Here is a 20,731-nt window from a genome sequence, read left to right on the forward strand (position 1 = left end):
GAGGCTCATACCGGACTCCAATCATCACGCATAATTTTACGAACTGGCTGGTCAATCAGCCCAGGATATTTTTTATTGATAACATCCATAGTCGAGTTTTCGGGAACGCCCTTCATGGCATAAATCGAGAAGCACCATGCCAGGATAACTGTTCTGCCAGATTGAATATGCTGACGGATACAGCTTCGTAAACGACGCTCGGAGTTAAAATCAGGATCGGTGACATCGAGGATCATAATATCCACATCCGATGGCACCTGCTCCATCACCTGGGATTTCTTTTGTAAATCCTGACGCAGGTGGCTGATATCCTTCACTTGGGTAAATTGACCATCCGGCTTGGTAAAATGCATATTACTGCCGTGGCGTCCCGTCAGCACAGTAAAGAGCTTTCTGTTCTGAGTATTGGCAAGATTGATAATGATGGGTTTCCATGAATTATCGCCGGTTTCAAACAGGGATAAATAAAGGTTCCCTGATTTTACCCATGGTACCGGATTCTCTTTCAACTCTCCGACTGGCGCTGGCTTTCCAAACTCTTCAGCCATTCTGCGTTTGGATATCAACGTCGCATTGGCATCCCCAATGGTTTGCCACTTTGTACGGACTTCAAGTGGTTTTAAGTCGCTGTCGTCTGGAACTATTGTAATTTTTGGCACAGGCGCATCTCCCACAAATAAGCTGATTAGTCATACATACTGCTTGTCGACTCAGATAAAACTCATCCCTCAACTGCAATATTTATCAGCTTTTGTAAGCTTTGTGTATTGCCCAAGCGACTATTGAATCCCAACATCGGATAATAATCCGGCCTTTGATCAAGCTGTAGCGGCGGCAGTTCCTTCTCTTCCACTCGAACATGAATCTCAAAATCCAGCTCAGTACCCGCTACCAGCTGCACCAGAGAACGTAAGGATTCCAGACGGCGACTGCCGGGCAGAAAGCTCATATAACGCTGATAACTCATTGGCTCCAGCACCACCCGGAACCGGCTTTGAATCTGCCAACTCTGCTGACCCAGCACCGCATTCTGACCAAGAATATTATTGACACCTTTATCTCGATTCACTCTCCCGGGGAGTTGAGTGCGAAGGTCTTCCGGTATCTGATACCACTCGCCAATAAACTGTTCGATATCAGCCTTTAACCCAAAGTGATGCAGGATCGCACTTTTCAAAGCACTGGCGGAACGTACATTGCGCCCCAGTAACCCGCCCATTCCGGCAGCCACATCATCCCGCAACGGCATACGGTGCTGCACATTATCAGTTCCCAGCCCAATCAGGGACTTCATGGCCAGACTGTAAATATCATTCTCACTATCTGGCTCAAGGGCTTCCGTCTCTTTTCTCTTTTGCCGCTCGAAGTGCACCGGCAACTGATACTTCTGCCAGGCTCGATAAAACAGCGAGATGGTGCGATGGTGGAAGATATCGAAAAAGTCCCGCAGCGCACGGTTCTTGTCTTTTAACTCTTTAAGAACCGTCTCGCTCATAGTCTGGGGCAAAACCCCCTGACTCCCGGTAAGCCCCATAAAAGTGACTTCCATCTGCCATTGATGGCGGCTGTCCGGATCGGGATTGTCCTCCTGCTCCTTGATTTTCAAGCGGGCAATATCTGAGGCCGAGAACGACAAGCTCTGGGAAGCCAGAAACCGTACCAGCTCTTTATGGGGAGGTGCCAGTTCAGCCACGGGCTGGTCGGCAAATTTCTCGTCTTTCGCTTTCTCGGTCTGGCTGATGGCCTCAAGCAAGCGAACAGCCTGGAAGAAATCAAACTGATGAGGCCTGGTGCGCAGCTTTTCCGCTACCGTGTTCTTTTTATTCACAGCAGTGCCTTTTCACCCGCCCGCGGCGGCCAGCGCTTGAACTCGCCATCCTTACCACTCATGGTCACAATCAGACGCACAAAAGAATTAATACTGCAGTAAACACCCAGGAAACGTTCGATCACTGAACTGAACAACAACGGGCTGGTACCGGTCAGCATCATCGAATCCAGCTCCAGTTCCACCTCAGTACCCCGACAAAGCACAACCGTATTGTCGATAGGAATGGGGGCGGTAATGGTTCGGGTATCCATACTGCGCAGAGATTCAATCAGATTACGGGTACTGGCCGAATCCTTAAAATTGTAGAGTCGTAAAATTTCCTTAAAGGCTTCGCAGGAATCGGTACCACGACTGAGAGACAAGAAGTTCAGATTCAAATGCGAGATCAACCGCCAGTAGGCGCCGTCTTTCAGGGGAGCACGCACAACCGCTGTCGGCGGAACAATGCAGCTGATACGCTCAGCTGGCGCGTCGCCATCCACAATGCCAAAGTGCGGCTGACCTCCACCTGTAGGCAGTTTCTTAGGGCGATTGCGGTTGGTGCAAAGGGTATCCAGATGCAAAACACTATGGCTGCTGATATAGGGGTTAAACTCCAGATCCACCAGCCGGATATCCACCTCGCTGGCCTGCTCGTTATAGTGCTCGCCCTCTACCACCTCACGGCGGCGGGTGAGCCAGAATGCCGTTTGCCCGGCTTCTGCCAGCTGATGCTGATAGCTATAGAACGGGGTAAATTCCCGCACCTTGCCAGAGCTGTCACTGCTGGTGACCTTCTCAACAGACCACACTTCCAGTTCTTCCCGGCGGCGAATATCGCCAATAACCGGATACTCATAACGGGTATGGTCCAGACTGATGGGCTCAGCGCGCTGTGAGAACAGATTGACGGCCGGAGTACAACCAAGGGCAAACATCTTGGACGAAAGCTGATGTTCCAGCTCTTCGGTGCTGTCCTCAAGATAGATATAGAGATGAAAGCCCTGGGACTCTTTGCCAGCCAAAGCCTTGTCCAGCCCATCAATATCGATAAACAGGAACTTCTCCGGGAATACAAAGAACTCGGTCAGTAGCCGGTAACCGAGAAAGGCATTATCCGGGTAAGGAATAATGCCCTCATCCTCTTCAAAGCCCACCGCCCGAATACAATCAGCATCCAGATACAGCGGGTGGGGATCATCCTCCCCTTCTGCCACCACCAACTTGATGGATTTGGTCAGCAACAGATCATAAAGCGGGTAGACATGTTGGGGCTGCCCTCGCAGAAAGAAGCGTGTCGTCTCACTCATCACCTCACCAATCAACGCCTCTTCCGCCAGCGTGCCAAACTCCAGTTTGAGCACAGCATTGGCATCGGTCATTTGATTGGAGCCGGGAGCCACAAACGGGCGAGGGATAAGATTGGCATTCTTAACGGAGATGGCAGGAACGGTTGCATCATAGCGGGTGGTAAAACGACAACCGGCACCTGACGCCTGTTCTGTATCCAAAAGAGTGCCTGCAGGCACTGTGGCTGGAGCATCCAGCAACTCTTCCGGCTCAAACTGCACCACAGTCATCGATGGGATTGGACGCAGATAATGGGGATAAAGCGTTTCCAGCATGGCTTCCGTCATTTCCGGAAACTCATCATCCAGTTTCTGCTGGATACGGGCATTCAGGTAGGCAAAACCAGATAACAACTGGGAGACCAGAGGATCACCCACAGTATCCGCATCCAGTTGCAGGGAGCTGGCCACAGAGGGATGCCTGCGGGCAAATTCACCGGCAGACTGCTGGATAAACGCCAGCTCCTTCTCGTACAACGGCAGCAGTTTTTCACTCATTATTCTTCTTCCTTGTGGCCGTCATGGCTTTACCGCATTTCCAGGATATCCACAGACTGGGTGACCGGGTCGAGCGCCGAATCAAAGATCAATAACTCCTGAGCCGGGTTGGCATGAAGTACGGCTTCCATCCGAAAACGAATGGTCGGATCTTCCGGATCAGGACTTTTCTTACTCTCCACCCGTACCGATTTGATACGAGGCTCATAGTGACGAATGGTCTCTTCCACCTGACGACAGAAACGGTTTAACGCTTCCGAAGAATTCAGATTAATCGTGGAGAGATCCGGCAGCCCATAGTTCGGCATCCCCTTTTTCACTTCCTGCAACTCATCCGCAGGAGAGATGCAGCGGAAACGGGTATTCATCAGGTGCTCCAGATCACGGCGCACACTCTCCCGCAACTGCCGAAGCTGAAGATGATTAGCCTGAACGGAGCTTTCATGCTGGAGCAAACGGTCCAGCACAGGAGCCATCAGTTTTTTTTCGTTCTTGTTATACATGGCTTATACATTGCGGCAATCCTATCCGCGCATCACTGATTGCTTATTGTTGTACTGTCTTTCAATCATACTACCACGCAGAATCATCAGACACTTCCCCCAACCAGCCGGAATCTTCGACAGCTTCACCATCAATGCATGAGTTGTAGCCATGAACACCTGGCTCAACAGTTTGCAAAGCGGGATCTTCAATAATGGACAGGCCATCCATAAATGCCCAAAAGGAGCGAAAGACTTTTTCGCGTAACTCTGGGGAAGGAAGTGTACCTTGCTCCCAATGGCCGGTGGGGTGAAAGGTAACCGTTAAAATATGCTCTTCGGTTAGAGCCGTCGTAAATCGATAATTTGGTGAAACTGAGATGTGACCTGCAATTTCCTCATACCACAGCCGATTTTTTAGATGATGAACCACTAAATCATCACGACATTTTGGATACAATGCACCCTCTTTGTCGTTGTATACCTTAGCACCATCTGCAGCAGCTCTTAGACGAAATAAGGCCAGTTGCTCTGGGTCTCTTAAATCACTAATGTCGCTTAGATGATTGATATTGATCCAGCTTGGACTGATATTTACTCGTGCCCCCCCGACTATAGAAACATGAGCGCCATCAGGGACAAAGTGTGACCAGGAAACATCTGGCATTTCCATATGATGATCTAAAGGATACCCATCATATAATTTATAGGGGTAGTTATTATTCCAATCATAATAATAAGAGCGTTCATAGAGACTGGCTTTATGAGGGATATGACGTGGAGCTATTAAATAACTAGGTTCGGTCAGTGCACCATAGAAAGTAATCTGGAGATGAGAAAGCTTATAACAGTGCATCGGCTCATCGTTAAAGGAACACCAACCTAAGTTCTCATGCCTTTCAACCAATGAAGACATTCTTACCTCACTACCAGTTGCCAAGATTGCTAGCGACCCGAGAATAAAGTTCCTGAAAAGTTGGAGCCTTTAATACCCCAGCTTTTAAATCCTGCTGAATTTTTGTAGCTGCAACCACTAGGAATTTGCTTCCGGGAGTAATTTTTTTATCCCAGCCTGCGGCTGGCAATCTATGCTTCTGCAATCCATCAACAAGATCGCCCCCCGACATAACTTGGTGTAGCTGAGAAGCCTGGTGATCTGATGTAATCCCTAAAGCCTTAGACCCTTTCCCTGTTGCCGCTCCTAAAGAATCCAAGCGCTTCAAGATCGCACCTACATTTGCCTTCGGGTCTAGGAATTCAAAACGATGGCAATTTAAAGTCGATCTCCCCTGGGAGGGGATTAAGGACAGCGCTCTGGACAATAACTTTGCCCCATCCTCAAAAACATACCAGTGATGCTCTGGCTCCTCGACACCTGCCCAGTATTGTTTTTGTGTTTCAAGTAATATCTCCGCCAGCTGTTCAGGGCCGGCTCCATCACGAGCGATTTTCTGTTCAGCTGTGCGCCATGTGCCTAACTCATCAACAACAAATCCCGGCGAGTAGTAAAGAGCAAATTCATTACCCAAGTCCTTACCGTTTATATTACGAGTAAAATAGTCACCAAATACATTTGCTGTTAACGCTACTTCGTATGCATTTTTATTTTTATCCAACGAAGCTCCGATAGCGCCAACAACCTGTTTAATCGCTTTAGAGCTATTTTTTTCAGCAGACCACTTCCTTTCTATCAAGCGTGTGGCATACAAACCCGGCAGATCACCTCTACCCGCATCCAATGCCATTTGTAAATTGGTTATATAGACACCTCCTCCATGGCTTTTATCATGACCATCTTGCAAGAGTGAATATGTAACCATAAGGCCCCCACAAACCTGCTGGTGTAATGCTGGGTGGTTTACATTCGAGTCACTGGTAATACCTGCCGCAGAATTTCTTAGTTCTGAGATACTCTTGCAGGTCTGCTTACCCTCAAGCGTTCTTGGATCAACGACATCGACAAACCGACTCAGCAACCCCGGATCTATAAAGACCCGACGACCACTCTCACCTTTCGTATGAGGAGAAAAGAATATATAAGTACCAAAATCCTTGGTGGGAGACTTCAACAATGACATCACTACCGTCCCTGAATAATTCTAATTTTTAATGATATACGGAACCAGATTCTTCTGAATTCCATAGGTACCGACTCACTATACACTGCAACATGCTGAATCAATCTGTCCAACAGGGGAGCCGTAAGCTTTTCCATTTTGATAGATCAAGGCTATTTAGCTCTAATATCTACCTCTCAAACGTACCATTCTCTCTGGCCTCCATAAGCCCTTTTAATTGGCCTTGCCACTGGCAATGTTCGGCAAACTCAGCATCCTGTGCAGCCGTAGCCCACTTTTCAGGCTCGCGACTCGATGTATATTTTTGCTCAGGATAGCGATTAGAAATAACTTCTCTTTGAGCCTGGGCAACATCAGAAAGTTTTATGGTGATGCTTTGTACTATCTGACTAAAAAAATCATCTATAGGCCCAGAATCTACAACAGGCTCATCTCCTCTATCACGTAACAACTGTGAGTTATCTTTCAATTCAAAGCGAAGATAATGGTTATGAGATATGGGGTACACAGTAGAAAGATAACGATATCGGCCATAGTCCCTCAGGACATTGTATTGTATTGCCGGCTCATCATTTATCTGTACAACTTTCCAGTCGTGCGGGGCAGAATTCCTTTGCTGCCCATGATAAAAATCGCCATCATCAGTTCCATATCTCTTTTTGGCGTGTTCCAGAACTACATTTTCCAAAACTTCGTACTGAAAAAGTGAATGTTCTTGACTGCCACCATCAAAATACTGGACCCCACAAAACAGAAATAGCTCCCCTGCTTTTTGGTGAAAAAGAGGACCATTGAGCTTCCAGCTCCTTGCTAATAGCGATAAATAAATATCGCCCTGCGCTGAGTCCCCTTCATACCGTGAAAAATTATGTATATCTGACTGCCGGACAGCTGTCAGCTCTTTAGTGGTGTCGGACTTATGCTGAGGCAAACTTAGCTCCAGTAGAGTCCCTGAAACATCCATAGACACTCTTTTGGCCAACCGATTAAAATCTGGAGGGTTGGGAACAAAGTGTTTTCTTATTGGCAAAATTTCAAACAACATCAGCTAACCCCCATCAGCCAAGGGCACATTATGCGAACTTCCTGTCGACAAAATTTTTTAAATGTCCCACTGCATTTTGGTGATAGCCCTTAGCAATAGATGAATTATTAACCGCCAATTTTGCCGTCGGCACTGCAGCCATTACTGCACCACCAACCTGAGTGGCTGCAGTAGCTAAAGATGCCTTACCGGCGGCAGTTGCAATAGCTGCAATCATTCCAGCAGGGCCTGTCCCCATAAATGCTAGAACGCCCGCAGTTGCAATCCCTGTTGACATCAGACCTTTCGTGCCACCTATTGCCCCAGACACTTGACCATATGCATCTGAAGCTTTGAACCCATCATTTTCATTTCTAACTCGCTGATAAGCATTCAGCCCTGCTCCAACCCCACCCCATTGCGAACCAACCTGTTCAACAATATTCGCTGGATTGCTATTGTAATAATCACCTTTAAAAGTCATGCCTAAGTTTTGTCCAAGGTTGTATGCGCTATTTAAGCTGGAAGTAGGACTACTCAGGAACATAGTATGTTTTTCTCCGAGACGAACACCTTGATCTCTGAGAATGCGCATTGCCTGCGTCAGAATTGCAGAGCCATTTTTCTGAGTGATCCAGCGGACTTTTATTCCATCATCTCTTGCAGCTTTCTTCATAACATCTGCAAGTAGAATGGCCGACTCTCGGTTAGTCGTTGAAGTCTCGGGCTTAACTGCAGCCTTTAGTGCTCGCCAACCTTTAAAGAAACCGCCCGAAGGGGTAAAAAATAAGTTATAGCCAATCTCCTCGACCCTTCCTGTACCTACTTGTTTAACATTATCAATATGATCTGCTACAACGGATGCAACAGTGTCAGCTTCATTTCCTGTCCCATTGATTCCGACAAGCACCCACCCATTAGCATGGCTTTTTTCGTCCAACTGGTTACCTTGCTTACTCTCCCTCGCTCTCCACTGCCTATCCTGCTTCACAGCTTTCATTAGCTGTGGGGTTTTCTTTGACCTACGCTCTTCCTCATATGCACTATCTACCTGTATGTCGGTTACAACATAGCTATTATCCATTGAGCCGTAATAGCTCACAGGATGAACTGTTACGCAGCATCCAGGCAGGTTCATTTTGAATGACTCATCACCCTGACTACGAGCACTGGAGATATATACATAGTCACTTGAAAATTTACTGCACCTGAGACGCTTAATTTCTCGAACGATAAGATTTGCCCAATAATTTGACTGCCCTCGTGATTCCAATGCATCAAAGGTTGCCTTTGCCAATGGTGTCGCATACAAGACTCGCCCCTGGTCGCCAGAGGTTAAACGCACCAGATTCTGATTAACGACACTCATCTCAAACTCCTTGAGAACATATTTTCTGTTTACTTTAAACAGCCAGCTACTTCATCCCTGCCAGCTCAGTTATTAATCGTCATTCCAACGGCATAGCGTGGAGAGCTTTGAGGCCCCATTGCGATAACGTTCTTCGCTATTAGAAATATCACAGACTAAATCATTTAAAAATTGACCTGCGGTATCATCGTATAAGCCTTCCAAAAACTTGGTGCTATACCAGAGATCAACCTTTTCACCCTCGAATTCGATTTCTATGTCAGCTTTTGCAACAAACTGGGCAAGCTTTGTCATCGTCAAAGTTTCTTCATGTAGTGGAAACTGAAAGGCTCCGTTTCTATCAGTTATAACCTTTTGAAAAATTCCGCCCTCATTACCATTCCACCTAAGACGACGAATCATTTTGATATTACTGAGAGGCTTACCATCTTTTTGCAAAACTCCTTCTATAGGAGAAGCTATAACATATGTTTTCTTTTCCGATTTATTCAAAAACATCTGTATCATCTCAGCTTCTCCATTTTTCGTATCACATCCCGCAGCAAACAAAGCAAGGATTAGAAAAACAATATATCGCATAACAAGCCCCATCCTCAGCCTATCCATATTGACTACTTCATCCCTGCCAGCTCAGTAGTTAATCGCAGCTCCGACACCAAATGGTCAGCGCTGTAATGGGGTCTTAAGTAAATTGTGCTGAAGTAGGCACCAGCCGAGCCGGGCTGCTCCCGCACTTCCACCCTTGCCTCCCGCAACGGGTAGCGGGCCAGCATCTCCCATTTGAGATCATCCCGCCCGGAAACATACTGACTCAGCCACTCCTGCAGAAAACGCTCACAGTCCTTGGCGGTAATAAACTGGCCGACCTTGTCCCGAATCATCACCTTGATGTAATGGGCAAAACGGGAAGCAGACAGCACCTGCTGCAGCATGGCACTGATACGGGCATTAGCAGTGGCTGATTTATCTTTGAACTTCTTGGCCTTATGCAACGATGGACAACTATGAAACGCGGCAAAGGGTGTATCGTGACAGTGGCACAAGCTCATTAACCCCTGGTCGGATAAATCCCGCTCGACGGTATCGGTAATCAAAACCGGCGTGAGAATCTTGTTGGCGGTATCGGCGCTGTCTGTCGGGTAATCCTGAGGCAACCATGAAGTAACAAGCCCACCTCCGTAATAGTCTCTAGGCACTCCACGGATATGGGCAAACCAGCCTGCCTCGCCAAACTCTCGAATCAAAATACTGCCGAAGGCATAGCAGGCATTCCCCCACAGGTAGTCACTACCATCGGGTGTGGAGGTATCTTCAATAAAGTTCAAGCCATATTGAGACTTTTCCGGATAGGGTTTACGGATCAGGAAGCCTGGCAGGGTAATCGCCAGAAAGCGGCTGTCTTCACTTTCACGCAGGGAACGCCAGCGCAGATACTCTTTCTGGTTAAACAGCTCTTCATAATTCAATGGATGACCAAGACTGGAAAAATCATCCAGTCCAAATAGCTGTGGTGCCGCGCTGCAGATGAACGGCGCGAAAGACGCGGCTGCGATCTGAGACAATCCCTGCAATGTATGTACATCGTCGTAAGGGTGGCCCGGATAGGGGCGATGGGAGACCTGAAAGTCTCCCAGCAGTGCACCAAAGGGCTGGCCGCCGGCCATATCAAACTCTTCACTGTAGATCAGCCGGAAAAGACGACTCTGGGTTGCATCCGGAGCCCGCTCAATATCCTTGGTCACTTCACGCCAGCTGATATCCAGCATCCGCACCCGGGTCATGCTGAAATGCCCGGCTAGATCAACCAGACTCCACAGGCCGCGCCAGCTGCTTTCCAATTTTTGGAAGCGAGGATGATGAAGAATGGCGTTGATCTGTTCGTTGATTTGCTGGTCTATGGCAGAAATTTCGGCGTTCAGGTGGTTTTTCAGATCATCGACAGATTGATGAGCCACCGCTCCCCGGCTTAAGGATTGAAACCAGTATTCCAGTGCACGGCTGTCATCGGGTTCATAAAGGAAGCGTCGTAAAGCCGTGCCATGATCAGCAGGCGCAGCAGCTTTGTACACAACATCCACCTGCGTACTGCCTTCCTGCCCCACAATCAGATCATCCTGCACACCAGCTTCCTTTATAGTGTTTGTTGAGTGTGTTCTTTCAGATAACAGCCTCCCGCAGCCACCAGGCTGCGGGAAACGTACAACAGTGGCTTAGCTTGGTGATGGAATATTGGCCACCATCCGCAGGGAGGTGGTCAGCTCTTCCATTTGCAGCCACGGACGCAGGTAGGCGACAGCACTGTAGGAACCAGGAGCACCCGGGTTTTCCTTCACTTCTACACGGGCAGCGGCCAGCGGGTAGCGGGCTTTCATCTCGGCAGAGGCATCCGGGTTACCGTTGGTGTACTGGGCAATCCACTTGTTCAGCCAGATTTCCGCGTCCTTGGCTTCCATAAAGGAACCAATCTTGTCCCGCGCCATCACCTTCAGGTAATGGGCGATACGGGCAGTTGCCATGATGTATGGCAGACGGGCGGAGATCGAGGCGTTAGCAGTCGCATCCGGGTTATCGAAAGTCTTTGGCTTCTGGGCAGTCTGCGCACCAAAGAACACGGAGTAATCGGTATTCTTGTAGTGACAAAGAGGCAGGAAGCCCTGACCACTCAGTTCAGCTTCACGACGGTCGGTAATACCGATCTCGGTCGGGCACTTCTGGTCGGTGTCACCATCATCACTCTTGAATATATGGCTCGGCAGACCTTCCACCTTACCGCCACCTTCGGCACCACGGATAGCAGTGCACCAGCCGTTCTCGGCAAACGACTTGGTCAGGGTAGTCCCCATCACATAAGCGGCATTCATCCAGGTGTACTTGTCGTGAGCAACATCAACGGCCATGCCGCTTTCATCCAGCGGGAACTCTTCATAGTTGAAGGCTTCCACCGGCTTGGAGTTGGCACCGTAAGGCAAACGGGACAGCGCCTTCGGCATCACCAGCGAGACAAAACGTGAGTCTTCACTGTCACGGAAGCTGCGCCACTTGATGTACTCCTGGGATTCAAAGATCTTGGCCAGGTCACGGGGCTTGGACAGCTCAGTGAAATCATCAAAGCCAAACATCTCAGGGCCGGCAGCCGCTACAAATGGGCAGAAGCCAGCAGCCGATACGTTGGACATCATGCTCAGCAGATCAATATCTTCCGGGTGGCTGGTGAACTCATAGTCACCAATCATGCAGGCATAAGGCTCACCACCGGCAATACCGAACTCTTCCTCGTAAACCTTCTTGAAGATCTGGCTCTGGTCAAACTCGACCGCCTTGTCCAGATCCTTGAACAGTTCACGCTTGCTCAGGTTAAGCATGCGGATCTTCAGGTTGGTGCTGGTTTCGCTGTTCATCACCATATGGTTCAGGCCGCGCCAGGAGCCTTCCAGCTTCTGGAATTTCTCGGCATGCATAATAGCTGCCAGCTGCTTGGAGATCGCCCGATCAATGGCATCAACGGCAGAGTTGATGGTTTTGGTCAGGTTACGATCCCAGCTTACTGTGCCCTGCAGAGCCTGCTTGGTCAGGTTTTCCAGCAGGTCTTTGGCTTCATCCGGTTCAGTCTGCTTGGTCGCACCAATGGCCTGATCCAGAAGACTGCTGGACACTTCCGTGGTAACAACACCTTCTTCTACCGCGCTTTCAGTTTCCGTGCTCATCAGGCATCCTCCCCGCCATCAGTCTTCAGGCCCAGATCTTCCGATACCTTGGCGATCTGGTCGGTGTTTTTCAGAATGGATTCCAGAACCTCTTCCAGTTCTTCGGAACGGTCGGCCTTGCTCAACAGATCACGCAGTTTGTTACGGGCGGCCAGCAGCTCTTTCAGCGGCTGAACCTGATCAACGATGCTTTCCGGCTCGAAGTCGTCCATGCTGTTGAAGTCCAGATCCACAGCCATTTCGCTGTCATCACCGGCCAGAGTGTTCTCAACCTTCATTTCCAGCTTCGGGTTGATCTTGCCCATCACCTGGTTGAAATTATCCCGGTCAATCTGCACAAACTTGCGCTCTTTGAGGGACTTCTTGCCTTCGGTGTTATCACCGGAATAGTCACCCATCACCCCGGCAACGAATGGCAGCTCCTTAACCACTTCTGCGCCATTGGTTTCCACATCGTAGGTGATATGAACGCGAGGCTTGCGCACCCGCTTGAGTTTGTCATGAATGCTGTCTGACATTGTTGTCTCTCCCTGTCGTTTTTTATCAGTCTCAAAAATGAGATTTTGTTATTGCCTGTAATTCCTGAACTGCTTTTTGCTTTACCAGCCCACATCCTCGGAAGCCGGTTCAGACGGTTGCCCCCAGCCATCATTACTGGCTGGCTCTTCACTCTCTTCAAAACCACTCTCGACCGGTGCGGCAGCTGCAACGGCGGTGGGTGGCGGAATATATTGGGCGGTGGACGAACCATCCATCGCCACACCGGTCAGCTGGCTGAAAATGCCCCGGGCAGTTTCTTCCGGCATCAGCTCCATCATAAGCTCGGCCACCGTCATACGACCCCAGCGCACCAAACGGTCGATACCATCTGCAATCGGGGTATGGGGTTCATAGGTGCGGAAGTATTTACTCACCTCTTCCAGCTGTTTGAGCGCCTGCTCGCGGTCAACAATTGGTCCGGCCATCATCCCTGCCCCTCCCTGAATCACCGCGCGGGTGACAGATTGTTCGGTATCGAATCCTGATACTTCGGTGTCGCTGTCCGTCGTGTACTCCTCAGCATCTTCCTGAGCACTCTGCGCTTCCGCTCTGGCAACAATGTCCTGACACAAGAACCGGGCAGAGCGCAGCACTTCATCCAGGAGTGAAGTAATCTGACTGCTCGGTGGCGCGTCATGGGAACAGTGCTCATAGAGCGCATCATTCAGGGCTTTGTATTCGCTGTTGCAGATTTCCAGATCATCCAGCAGATCGAGGTAGAACTGATCACCGGTGGTAGCAATTGTCTGTTGTACATCTTCCAGCGAGCTGCCCAGGGTTTCATAACGCTCTGCCCGCTTCTCTTCATCACTGATCTTGCTGGCATCGTAAATCTGCTGGTATTCAAAGAAGCTGTACTCGCCTTTGTTACCTTCGGCGGTGATCGGACAGTTGCGGATCGGCGTAAGCAATGTACCTTCAGCCCCGTCGCCATTGAGACCAGTGATCGGCGCAACTTTTGTTTCCAGCCCGTCTTCATCCGGCTCCGGATAGAGGCCATCCCAGAAGTTATCCACCAGCCCACGCAACACTGTCAGGCCATCACGTAAACCGGCAAAGCCATACAGACGTACAGCGGCTTCTATCATCCAGCCGGCAATCTCCAGATCCTTACTGGTGTTGGCCAGAATCTGCTCGCCCTTTTCCAGAACAGGCTTCCACTGGGCCAGTGCCTCGGCACGGATATCCGCATCAAACATGCCGGTACGCTCCGTGGCGCGGGCAGCGTTACGGGCATCTTTGACGATGTAGTAGTCCGATGTCGGGGAACGATCTTCCCGGATATCACTGCCCTGGGGCGTGTCATCCGAGATCGGCTCCAGAATCTTCTCGACATCAATAATTTGTGCTGACGGCATAAGGCCTCCAATCCCTTGTGAATCTTGTTTTATGGGGCGTCCCAGTCACAGGCCTGCCACTGTCCGCTCAACATGGCGGTAAAACTGCGCGGCTCCGGCAGACCTTTTTTAAATAACATCATGGGCGGCATATTCGCTGAACCGGCACACCGCCACAGGCTAAAGCTGTCATCGTGAAGACTGAGGCCGGCATCCACCATCCGTGCCCAGCCATTTCCCCGGTCATCAGGCTGCGCCACACCCCGAATCAATGAGTTCCGGTTAAAAGCGACACCATTGGCCGGCTTGAGTGCTTCAACCGCACGAACCAGTCGTTCATCCACCTCATCAGCCACCAGACTCTCCTGCAACGCCTGCAGGGCAACCTGTTCCCAATGGCTGAACAGATCTTCGTTTTCCGCTAAAAACGTCGCGGGACGTTCATCCGCAGCGAGCGGCATGGCAATAGTAATCGGAAAGTAGCGCCCTACCCTGTCTACGCTCGGCACCAGAATCCCGGCCCAGGCCCGGTTGTCGATCACGCCTGCGGTCAAAGCAAAGCGCCAAATTGGGCTGGTCAGGTAAATATCCAGCCAGCTTTCGCCATATTGCTCACGGCTGGCAGAGACCGACTGCTGCAACCACTGATCCCAGCCATTGATAAAGCCCACCGGCAAGCCGCGATCAATAAAGTCGCCATGGGCCGGCAGCTTGCCGTAAAAGCCGCTGATCCGTTTTGCGGCCGGTACAGACAAGGCTTCCGCTGTATGACTCAAACCAACATCCATACGGCTTCTCTCTACAACCGTGAGGACAGTTTGTACTGTCGTAGCAAAGACTGGTTAAAAGGATTCACACTGCTGTTAGCGATTAACCGGAAGCGGGCCTCACGACCATTTTCGTTAAAGGTCAGTTGGTACTCACGGGGGTCTCCGGTGGCATCCAGCTTGGATGCATCCAACAACCGGAACCAGGCCCAGTCACCTTCAAACTGTTTGCGGTTTACGGTTTCATTCAGGTCTTCAAAAACAATCCGGGCACGGGAGCTGTCCGCTGAATCCCAGTTAAATTTCTTCAATACCTTCGGACCGTGGGAGTAACTCAGTCGCTGATCGCCCAGTTCCAGGGAGAACAGGCGTATATCGGAATCCAACTTCGCCGGTTGCAGCCCGAAGCCCACCAGCAGATCACTGCCACCTTTATAGAACGACTGTCGTATCTGAGTGGCCCGTTTTAACTGCTTGAGGCTACTGCCGGAAATGGCAAGACCACGGCCATCCAGCTTCTTGGTGCGCCAGGTGCGGGTACTTACAAACGACTTGAGATAATCAGCAAAGAACTGAGCTTCAACCCCACCCGGCTGGAAGAAACGGTTAAAGTCCTGCAGCGGCGCTTCACTCTCAGCAGTGGCTAATGGGTAACGACCGGCCAGACTGCGCTGATAGACGGCGTAGACTTCTTCATTCCAGACGTTATTCACATAACGACGGGTCTCACCCAGCACCAGATTCCAGCTGGAATCGGCCATCTCATTCAACCAGGTCTTCACCGGTTCTGGAGATTGTGCGGCTTTTATACGTACACGCTTGATCACATCATTACCGCCGCCCTGAAAGCGGGCGCGGGCAACCTTAAAGGCCTGCTCGCCAGAATCCGGCGCATGGGCAATCTCGCTGAGAAAATCATGGAGTTCACGCACCACCGCCAGAGTATCCTGCAGCTGTGGCGATTGAACGTTGCGGGTCTTCAGCAGCCCCTGGATATCCTTGAATTCCATATCCACGACAGTGGGCTTACGCGTCTTGGCCAACAACTGACTGGCGGCATCAGCGCCGGGAATGGCACTGCCCCCTTCGGGGATTTCCAGTTCTGGAGTCAATTCCGTGTTTTCTGCGATGGCAGTCAATACACCCTGCAGCGGTGAATAAACCGGGTCCGCCATCACCTTCAGGCTGGCTGTGGCTTCGGTCAGACTGTTGAAAGGCTTAATATGGAAACGATCCAAAAAGCCTTTCCAGTACTGGCCGTATTCAGTGAGGTAGATCTTGCGAATCTGCTCGGCGATCTTCTCACGGTCAGCTTCGGTAAAGTCTTCCCCTTCGGTCTGACCATAAAGCCAGCGATCCTGTTCCAGATCCGTGAGCAAAGGTGAATCCGCACTAAAGTCGGCACGCTCATAAGCACCGCGGGTAAAGATGGCCGGCGTGACAAAGGTCGCGTTATCAGAGGCAATACCGAATACCTTTTCGGTATCCCCACCAATCACACTGTAAGTATCCACTTCACCACGCAGCTCGGGATCATTCTTGAGCTGGCCATACAATCGCTGGGGCACGGGAATACTGCGAATCTGCTGACGGGCACGGCTGATCAGTCGCTCATCACCGGACAGTTCACCCACCTGCGCCACTACATCCTGTGACAGTAGACGTTCAAGGTGGGTATTCAGCTGTTGCTGCTGGGAGGCCTGACCGGAGAGAGTGTCCTGCCAGTGCAGCTCAGCCCATTTGACAATGACTTGAGGGTCCCGACGTTCCGGTTTCAGCAACATCAGGTAGACCCGCAGCAGTTCAATCACTTCACCATCAGTGCCTGCGCCAAAACGCAGCTGTTCTTCTATGGTCCGTTGCACCGAAGGCAGGAAGACTGATATCAACTTTTCGTCGTACAGAGCATCGGCAGCTCGATCGACAGCACTATCATAAAGACCCAAAGAGGTCAGCCAGGGATGCTCTTCCCGATCATAAACGGTACTGGCCGACTTCAGAGCATTAATAGCCGGAAGCAGCTCAATCGGCTTGGCCTTGCTGTTAGGGCGGGACGTTTGTTCATTGAAGAGGGCGACATTGTCATTCACTTCGCCCATCAGTTGTTTGTTCTTGCCGACACTCAGCCCCCAGACGCCCAGCGTGCCAAGGGTCACCAGCGCCAAACTAGCCAGTGTCGCCCGTCGCGCCCAACGGATACCGGATTCAAACTTCTGGTTCACACCCACCAGATCAGATTCCGGGAAGATCACATCTTTCAGCAATCGGCTGATAAAGAAGCTCTTACCACTGTTAACCTGCTGTCGGCCAAGCTCTCTCGGCAAACCAAAGCTGGAAGAAACCGAAGCCATCATCCGGTCAATCGGCGTCCCTTCCTGAGTGCCGCTGGTCAGATAAACACCCCGCAACAGCGGGCTGGCATGGTACTGATTATCGGTAAAGGTCTGCTTGAGGAAGTCGGAGACAATCTCCTGCAAATTACTCATCCGAGCCGGGAAGCCCTGCAGGAGGGAACGTCGCTCAATATCCCGCTCCTGATGAACCAGACGCAGAACACGCTCATTGAGTCGTTCAATCAGCTCTTTAAACTCGCCATCAAAACGACTGAGGTCAACCCGACCACGACCGTCTTTCTCCATGGCATTAGCTGGCAGCTGGAAGGTCATACCCCAGACCTGTTCCCGCTCGGCCTGAGAAAGATTGGCAAAGAATTCACTAAAGCCGGCAATCAGATCGGTCTTGGTAAACATCAGATAGACCGGAAACTCTACGCCGAGGCGTTCACGCAGTTCATCCAAACGGGCACGAATCACCTTGGCATGCTGATGACGCTGTTCTTCCGTCTGCAGCATCAGATCCTGCAGGCTGATAGCTACCATCGCCCCGTTAATCGGGCGACGACGACGGTATTTTTTCAGCAGATCAAGAAAGCCGGTCCAGGCGGCATTATCCACGACCCGATGACTGTCCTGAGTCGTGTAACGGCCTGAGGTATCAATCAGCACGGCTTCATTGGTAAACCACCAGTCACAGTGACGGGTTCCGCCAATACCACCGAGCGCGGCCTTGCCATGACTGCTGGCCAAAGGAAAATCCAGACCGGAATTCACCAGCGCCGTGGTTTTACCAGAGCCTGGCGGGCCAATAATGATGTACCAGGGCAATTGATAGAGAGACTTGTTTCGACCGGAGACACTAAACCGGGATTTTTTCATAACGCCCATGGCATCACTGAAACGGGAAGACAATGCCGCCATCTCTTCACGGGTACGGTCGTCTTCCGGTTCGCCACTCTCAGCGGCGCTGGCCGCCTGAATACCTTCCACCAGCCCATTGTTCTGGCTGCGTTCCCGCAGCATCACCACCAGCCGCCAGATCACCCAGGTAAACGTCATAACCAGAATAATAATGCCGCGGGTGGCATAACTCAGCGTGCTGTTCTCTTCCCCGAAACGCACATAGTCAGCACCAAACCAGATAACGATGCTTAAGGCCAAAAGACCAATAATGCCGATCACCCAGGGGTTGCCCAGAAATGCGATCACCCGTTTCATACTTCACTCCCTGAAATCACTGCCATGGATACGCTCATTGTCCCTGCTCCTGAGCTGCCATCAGCTGCTGCATGGCTTCGATAACCGGCTCATTGCCCTGAAACAGCCAGACTGAAAACCCGGCGTAAGCCATAACCAGCACCGCCAGCGCCGTTGCGCCATACACCCACAGGGGCACGTACTGCATGAGTCCTTTGCCTTTGCCGCCGGAGCCCTGCCAGCGGGGCGACAGTTCATTTTCCCCATGATCACGATGGGCCTGAATTGTGCGATACAGGTTGTCCCGCACAGTCTCCAGCTGGGCATGACCATTGGCCGCCAGCTTGAACTTGCCTTCAAAGCCCAGACTCAGGCAGATATAAAACAGTTCGAGAATATCGAGATTGATACTGGCGGTTTCCTGCAGCCGTTGCAGGATGGCAAAACACTTTTCCCCACCAAAGGTTTCCCGGTGAAAGGTGCTGAGCAGAGAGCGCTGACTCCAACCACTGCGAGTTCCCCAAGGGGTATTCATCACCGTTTCATCAAGTACGGTACACAACAGATAGCGGGCGGCGGCCACCTGTTCCGGGCGAACACCCTGAACCGTCAGCGCCTGATCAAACTTCTGAATCTCCCGGGTCATCAGCTGGTGCAACTGGGGTGCCTGATTATATTCCGTGGTTGTACGCAGCTTGATCATCAGTGCCAGCAAGGTTGAAGCGGCATCGACAACCGGATTCAAACCATCCCGCACCCGAAACTCGTCAGCAGGAGAAGGCATACCCGATGGCGGCACAGCAGCCGGCTGTGGCTGTTGAGGTGCGCCGGCTGGCTGATGACTGCCCGGGGTGGGAATAATAACGGTGCGATCGTTCATAGCTTTCGTCCTTGGGCCTTAATTGCGAATCGCCCACAATTCCATCATCAATCCGGGGAACTCCGCCCCCAGATGCACAGCAAAACCGCCGGAGTTTTTCATCGACTCCCAGGCCTTGCCGGTGCGTTCCAGCTCGAAATAGGCGAAGCCGGCATGGTAAGGAATCTGGCGCGGTGCAACCGGCAGCGGCCGCAACATAATGCCGGGCATGGAAGCGCTGATCAGTTCCCGAATCACCTCAACCGGTGCCACCTTGGCCTGGGACGGGAAGTTATTGCGCAGAGCATCGCCGGGAATATCTGCCTTCACTGCCAGTACAAAGGTACCTTCGGCGACCAGCGAACGGTCGGTGACCGGTGACACATAGATACCGAACTTACGCTGGGTCAGCTCCATGGCAATAGCAGTCTGTTCCAGCACCATACTGAGAGATTGCCGCAGACTGGAGAAAAGAGCTGCGAAGACATGACCAAGATCATCCTGACTAAACGCCGGGAATTCCTCGGCCCGCTTCTCTTTACGGGTAAAGGTTGCCAGTTCACCGGCCAGTTGAATCAGGGATTTATACAGTTCTTCCGGATGCAATTGCTTCTGCCGGCGCATCTCGGCAATCAGAGGTTCGTTGCGATTGATTACCTGCAGCAGCAGGTAGTCGGCTATCTCGGCGGAACCGGCACGTCCGCTGTCGCACAGACGATGCCCAAGAGCGTTACCACGCTGCCGCAACAAACCGGAGAGCTCTTCAAGATAGCCACTGGTAACAGCTGACAGCTGACAATCCAGCAGCGGCGGGATGAAGCTATTATCGAGCTTGACTGGGTTATCCGGCAGACGTTCCTGCACCCGCACAATCCCGAGGCAGGCATAACCATTACGATCTTCGGAAGCCGGCTTGAGAGTGAGTGCCATAGCGCCGGTTTCAATGGACACCATCTCACTATTTTCAGAGGCGTTGTTGCGGACATCACCACTGGTGCTGAGATAGCGGGCCTGGGTCAGTTGTTCACCCTGGCGAATGCTTTCCCGGGTGCCTGGCCGGCGAAGCGGCAGGCAGAGGTAAATAATCTCATCACGGGTATTGGCTGCGATATCAATGACCGCAGGGGGCTCTTCATTATCGGGAATCGAGAACGGGGTACCATCGGGAAACACACCTTCTGCTTCGATCACAGATAACTTGCCAAGGCGGAGTAGTTCAAGATCGACACGGAGCTTTTTCAGCCCCCAGCCGTAGGCCGAACCGGCACTGGCCCGCCCTTCTATATAGCTTTCCAGATAGCGTTCCTGCTGCTGAAAATGCTGAGGTCGGAGAAACATCCCTTCCGACCAGATCACTTTGCTTTTATTCGACATCCATCTC

Annotated in this window: 17 protein-coding genes; all 17 read right to left on the reverse strand. The window is 51.1% G+C overall.

Translation table 11 applies throughout. The annotated features are described in order from the left end of the window. Positions 1-5: 5 nt before the first annotated feature. Entirely contained in the window at positions 6-659 is a 654-nt protein-coding gene (locus EHSB41UT_RS22355; RefSeq protein ID WP_133060631.1) for a hypothetical protein, read from the reverse strand. 62 nt (positions 660-721) lie between these two features. Beyond that, entirely contained in the window at positions 722-1,828 is a 1,107-nt protein-coding gene (tssG, locus tag EHSB41UT_RS22360; protein ID WP_087113090.1) for a type VI secretion system baseplate subunit TssG, read from the reverse strand. Beyond that, on the reverse strand, positions 1,825-3,657 hold the full coding sequence (gene tssF, locus EHSB41UT_RS22365) for a type VI secretion system baseplate subunit TssF (RefSeq protein WP_087113091.1): 1,833 nt from the start codon (positions 3,655-3,657) through the stop codon (positions 1,825-1,827). The genes tssG and tssF overlap by 4 nt, the downstream gene beginning before the upstream one ends. 29 nt (positions 3,658-3,686) lie before the next feature. Next, entirely contained in the window at positions 3,687-4,160 is a 474-nt protein-coding gene (gene tssE, locus EHSB41UT_RS22370) for a type VI secretion system baseplate subunit TssE (protein ID WP_087113092.1), read from the reverse strand. A 70-nt stretch (positions 4,161-4,230) separates the two neighbouring features. Further along, positions 4,231-5,055, reverse strand: coding sequence for a hypothetical protein (locus EHSB41UT_RS22375; RefSeq protein ID WP_087113093.1), 825 nt, complete (start codon positions 5,053-5,055; stop codon positions 4,231-4,233). Between the two features lie 10 nt (positions 5,056-5,065). Continuing rightward, positions 5,066-6,217, reverse strand: coding sequence for a hypothetical protein (locus EHSB41UT_RS22380; protein ID WP_087113094.1), 1,152 nt, complete (start codon positions 6,215-6,217; stop codon positions 5,066-5,068). Positions 6,218-6,386: 169 nt separating this feature from the next. Continuing rightward, on the reverse strand, positions 6,387-7,262 hold the full coding sequence (locus EHSB41UT_RS22385; RefSeq protein WP_087113095.1) for a hypothetical protein: 876 nt from the start codon (positions 7,260-7,262) through the stop codon (positions 6,387-6,389). 28 nt (positions 7,263-7,290) lie between these two features. Beyond that, on the reverse strand, positions 7,291-8,610 hold the full coding sequence (locus EHSB41UT_RS22390; protein ID WP_087113096.1) for a hypothetical protein: 1,320 nt from the start codon (positions 8,608-8,610) through the stop codon (positions 7,291-7,293). A 72-nt stretch (positions 8,611-8,682) separates the two neighbouring features. Then, positions 8,683-9,189, reverse strand: a complete 507-nt coding sequence (locus EHSB41UT_RS22395; protein WP_133060632.1) for a DUF6795 domain-containing protein — start codon at positions 9,187-9,189, stop codon at positions 8,683-8,685. A 32-nt stretch (positions 9,190-9,221) separates the two neighbouring features. Next, on the reverse strand, positions 9,222-10,730 hold the full coding sequence (gene tssC, locus EHSB41UT_RS22400) for a type VI secretion system contractile sheath large subunit (RefSeq protein WP_242667397.1): 1,509 nt from the start codon (positions 10,728-10,730) through the stop codon (positions 9,222-9,224). Between the two features lie 90 nt (positions 10,731-10,820). Then, positions 10,821-12,314, reverse strand: a complete 1,494-nt coding sequence (tssC, locus tag EHSB41UT_RS22405) for a type VI secretion system contractile sheath large subunit (protein ID WP_087113099.1) — start codon at positions 12,312-12,314, stop codon at positions 10,821-10,823. Continuing rightward, positions 12,314-12,832, reverse strand: a complete 519-nt coding sequence (gene tssB, locus EHSB41UT_RS22410) for a type VI secretion system contractile sheath small subunit (protein ID WP_087113100.1) — start codon at positions 12,830-12,832, stop codon at positions 12,314-12,316. Before tssB ends, tssC (EHSB41UT_RS22405) begins: the two co-directional genes overlap by 1 nt. Positions 12,833-12,913: 81 nt before the next feature. Then, positions 12,914-14,212, reverse strand: coding sequence for a type VI secretion system protein TssA (gene tssA, locus EHSB41UT_RS22415; protein WP_087113101.1), 1,299 nt, complete (start codon positions 14,210-14,212; stop codon positions 12,914-12,916). A 29-nt stretch (positions 14,213-14,241) separates the two neighbouring features. Beyond that, entirely contained in the window at positions 14,242-14,979 is a 738-nt protein-coding gene (tagF, locus tag EHSB41UT_RS22420; RefSeq protein WP_207626734.1) for a type VI secretion system-associated protein TagF, read from the reverse strand. 11 nt (positions 14,980-14,990) lie between these two features. Next, the gene (tssM, locus tag EHSB41UT_RS22425; RefSeq protein ID WP_087113102.1) at positions 14,991-18,512 is read right to left on the reverse strand and encodes a type VI secretion system membrane subunit TssM; all 3,522 of its coding nucleotides are present in this window, start codon (positions 18,510-18,512) and stop codon (positions 14,991-14,993) included. 34 nt (positions 18,513-18,546) lie between these two features. Beyond that, complete coding sequence (icmH, locus tag EHSB41UT_RS22430; RefSeq protein ID WP_087113103.1) at positions 18,547-19,371, reverse strand: type IVB secretion system protein IcmH/DotU; 825 nt, start codon at positions 19,369-19,371, stop codon at positions 18,547-18,549. An 18-nt stretch (positions 19,372-19,389) separates the two neighbouring features. Then, positions 19,390-20,724, reverse strand: coding sequence for a type VI secretion system baseplate subunit TssK (gene tssK, locus EHSB41UT_RS22435; protein WP_087113104.1), 1,335 nt, complete (start codon positions 20,722-20,724; stop codon positions 19,390-19,392). Positions 20,725-20,731 lie beyond the last annotated feature (7 nt).

The organism is Parendozoicomonas haliclonae (assembly GCF_900174585.1).
Classification (GTDB): Bacteria; Pseudomonadota; Gammaproteobacteria; order Pseudomonadales; family Endozoicomonadaceae; genus Sansalvadorimonas; species Sansalvadorimonas haliclonae.